Here is a 4,083-nt window from a genome sequence, read left to right on the forward strand (position 1 = left end):
CTGTAAAGACCCCATCTGACTTAATGCAGATGGTCAGTCCGGTTTTATCCTCCACACCATTACTGGCTTTCTCAGGCCGGACCTTACTCACTACTACGGCATCATCTGCCACCTCGCACCAACACCTGCCTTGAGTTTCCTCTCGTACAGATGCTTCTGGTTTATCACCAGAGACGGTGTCAGGCTTCCCCAGTTACTGCACTGGCTCCCTGTTAGAAATCCCACCCTCAAGCACAATACAGGACTGACCGAGTATCGGGCTTCACGCTATTTTGCACGCTTACCCTCCTGCATTGCCGAATCAGGTTCACTTTCGTTGTGTACTTCTAACTTCCTATGGCTTCCTTCAGACCCTGCCGTTAGCCAGCAACGCCCTTGCCATTCGGATTATCTTCCCCTCAGTCAGGGTGATTCAGGCTTCTTTCAACCTGACGGGTTTGCCAGCTTCGCTGGGCAAACAAAACAGCAAGCCGGTGGCCCGGCTTGCTTTCACATTGCATTAAAGCTAAACGTACAAATATGAAGGAAATAAATTATTTCACGCGTTCAAATACGTTAAATTCTGATAATGAATGCTGAAACTTACGTTTCGTTTCACGAATGACAAAAGGCAGCTCCTGTGGCGCTGCAACACGGGTAAAATGGTCACCAAGTGCCTGTTCAAGAGCGGCGGTAGAGGTAAGGGTTTCACCGTTTTCATCTTTGTATCCACCCAACCAGTTTTCTCTGGCGGTATATTCTTCCAACCAGGTAAACGGTGATGCCACCACCAGTATGCCACCAACATTTAATCGCTCTCTTATTTCATTAAGCAGTTTTTTCGGCTCATAAACCCGGTCGATCAGGTTACTCATCAAAATAAAGTCGTAGCCGGTGAATTGGGGTTTAAGGTTGCATGCATCCCCCTGAGCAAATTGGCACTTGTCTGCCGTTTCATTCAGTCCTAAATCTGCCAGGCGCACCACTTTAAATGTCGTGAGATCACCTTCGTCAATCAGGTTATATCGTACTTCTCCGTGTTGCTGCATGGCATGCGCCGTTTTGATAAAACGCGCGGAAAAATCGATGCCGTCAACCGCATCGAAGTATCTTGCCAGTTCAAAGCTTGCCCGACCAACAGCGCAGCCTAAATCCAATGCTTTTGCAGTGTGCTTATCTTTCATGAACTGCATTGCGTAAGCCACGGAAGCAGACGCAAAGTTTGGTACGCCGTGGTAGATCGCTCCGTAGTGGAACTCGCTGTACTGAGAAACCTGTGTATCACTCTCGTAATCGAGATCGTTCACTTTAATTACCTCGTCAGACTCGACATAACGGAAGCCTGCATGTTGAAAAAAATGACGGCGAAATGCATATCGACTGTGTTTCATGGCTTCGTTGCCAGTCGACACCCATGAGCCCCCTTTAAACAGATTATGTTTGTTATCGAAGGTTGGCGTGGTGAAATCATCGTACAAGGGGTGTACCTGAAAACCATCGAAGGGATAAATCGGGGTTTCGGTCCATTGCCATACATTACCTACAACGTCATAAAAGCCATTTCGATGAAAGCGATTAACGGGTACCGACGACGCGGGGCCATTCAGACCAATATTCCAGCTATCGGTATACAGGGTTTCATCCACACCAGCCTCATCACGCAAGCGACACCATTCATCTTCAGTGGGTAATTGAATATTCTTCCCAGTTTGACTGCCAAGCCAATTACAAAAGGCCTTTGCTTCGTGATAGTTCACATCAACAGGCCAGTCCATAGGAAGCGGCATCTCCTGGGTCATTGCGCGATAAACATAGCTATTGCCTTCTTTTCGCCAAAATACCGGATGGGCGGCCTTGGTGTAAGCTAACCACTGCTTGCCCTCTTCTTCCCAATATTTTGGCGAGGCATAACCACCATCGGTGACAAAGTGAAGAAATTCGCCATTACTTACAAGAAACTGCGACGCTGAGAAGGGTTTTACTTCAGCATGATGCTCACCATATTCATTGTCCCAGCCGTAATAGGCTGCGCTGAAAGGTTTACCTGCAGTTATCTCGCCGCCCTCAACGGGTAATAGCGTATTTGCAGGTGCATCGCTGCTTTCTGCACAAGGAGACCAGTCCGGCTGTTGTTGGATAAACGCGAGCGGTAGCTGGCGAATTAACACAGAAGACGTTTCCAGATGAATGCCTTCATGCTCAATGCCCATGATAATTGGCCACATAGGGCTTTCCCAGTCAATGGGTAAACGGAAGTCAACAGTGGCAATCAAATCGCTAACTAATCGGCGAACCTGGTCACGATACGCTCTGACTTCAGAAACCGCTGGCCACGCATAATTGTCGTCGTTGAGGTCGTCCCAACTCATTTCATCAACGCCAATGGCGAACAGCGATTCAAAATGCGGATTAATGCGGTCGTTTATTAACTTTGCTAACACTAACTTGTTAATAAAGAACGTTGCCGTATGACCAAAATAAAAAATAAGTGGATGACGTAACGTTTCAGGACGTTGATAAAACGCTTCGTCATTTTTTAATACAGAAAATAGGCTTTCGTAACGATCAAAAGACTGATGAAAATACGCCAAGATCTCTTTTCTTTTTTCATCTACGGTGCCTTCTTGCAGATGTGGTGTGTGCAGGACGTCCATAGCAACCCTTTTTTTATTTATTAAAATGCTCAATTGAGGAGAAAAATGCGGATGGCAGATAACTGATGAACTATCTGGTTGTGTTAGGAAATATGACCTGCCCCGACTAAATTATCTTTCATAACGAAATATAATCAATTTTTTACGTGAACAGATTAAGTCAGATCAATGAAGGAAATGTAATGTTACCTGCGAACGGCACAAACAAAAACACCGCCTGATAGACGGTGTTTTTTTGAATGTGGCGGAGAGAGAGGGATTCGAACCCCCGGAAGGTTTGACCCTTCGCCTGATTTCAAGTCAGGTGCATTCAGCCGGACTCTGCCATCTCTCCGTAAGTGCTGCGTATAATAACGATTTTTTTCGCTGTGAAAAGTCTTTTTTCTCACAAAATCAATCGAATGCGCAATCAATAAACAATGTGTGCAAATTTTGCCATATTGGCTGATAAAGCGAACAATATGCCACCGGTTTGCTGGCGTCTATTTTCACCACTAAACTTAATTTTAAAGAAGCGATGACAAACAACACGCTATGCCTATTTGGAAGCGATCGATCTGCACATCGAGTAGGGTGAGGCATCACCGCCTCATCCCTCTCACAGAACCGTACGTACGGGCCTCGTATACGGCTCCTGTACAGTTTATCCAGCGTAATTGCTGGGCACATTTCCCGTTCTAACGTCTTCCAGATTCACCAGTCCAAGTTCGTTAAACCAGCTGTTTGGCATCGCGTAGCTTGCCAGTGGGCTTCTTGCGCTGCGCCAACTCGTCATGCTCATGGACGCGAACTTGCCTTTGTAGCCCCGCTGTCGTAGCCAGCGATGCAGGCGGCTCGCCTTTTTCCATAACTTCAGTTGAACACTGCGCAGTCTGCGTCTCAGCCAACTCGCGATTTGCTTGAATGCCCTGCTGGCATTGGCAATCCTGAAGTACTGGCTGAACCCTCTTAGCAGTGGATTCAGTCTGTTGATGACATGTGACAACGGTTTTCCCCCGTTGCGTTTTGTCATCTCCTTTAGCTTCATTTTGAACAATGCCAGTTTCTTCGCTTGGATTCGGGTATATTTCGTCCCGATTTCCACACCAAGGAACCTGACACCCGCATCACTGTGTGTGATGTGGGTTTTCTCTGTGTTCACGGTCAGCTTCAGTTTACCTTCAAGGATTTGGGTCGCTTGTCGTTGCGCATTCTCTGCCGCTGAACGACTGCGACACAAGATAAGAATATCATCAGCGTAGCGCACTATGCGGTGGCCACGTTGCATCATCTCCTTATCAAACGCATCCAGATAGATGTTCGCTATCAAGGGGCTGATTACCCCACCTTGCGGACTCCCTGTGTCTGTCTGCTGCCAATGGCCTTCAACCATCACCCCACTTGTTAAGAACTGGCTGATTAAGCGCAGCACGCTACCATCACGCACCCGCCGTTTAATGCTTTCTATGAT

At 47.0% G+C, this 4,083-nt stretch carries 2 protein-coding genes and 1 tRNA gene; all 3 read right to left on the minus strand.

Translation table 11 applies throughout. The annotated features are described in order from the left end of the window. Positions 1 to 533: 533 nt before the first annotated feature. Positions 534 to 2,633, minus strand: coding sequence for a 5-histidylcysteine sulfoxide synthase (ovoA, locus tag BFC18_RS08480; RefSeq protein WP_070125138.1), 2,100 nt, complete (start codon positions 2,631 to 2,633; stop codon positions 534 to 536). A gap of 242 nt (positions 2,634 to 2,875) precedes the next feature. After that, positions 2,876 to 2,967: transfer RNA gene (locus tag BFC18_RS08485), tRNA-Ser, on the minus strand. Positions 2,968 to 3,276: 309 nt separating this feature from the next. Next, on the minus strand, positions 3,277 to 4,083 hold an 807-nt coding region (locus BFC18_RS08490; protein ID WP_245680317.1), incomplete at its 5' end, for a reverse transcriptase domain-containing protein.

The organism is Alteromonas confluentis, from assembly GCF_001757105.1.
Taxonomy (GTDB): domain Bacteria; phylum Pseudomonadota; class Gammaproteobacteria; order Enterobacterales; family Alteromonadaceae; genus Alteromonas; species Alteromonas confluentis.

Excerpts from the sequence above, each read along its gene's own strand:
- ovoA (WP_070125138.1), bottom strand. The coding sequence starts at position 2,633 with ATGGACGTCCTGCACACACCACATCTGCAAGAAGGCACCGTAGATGAA.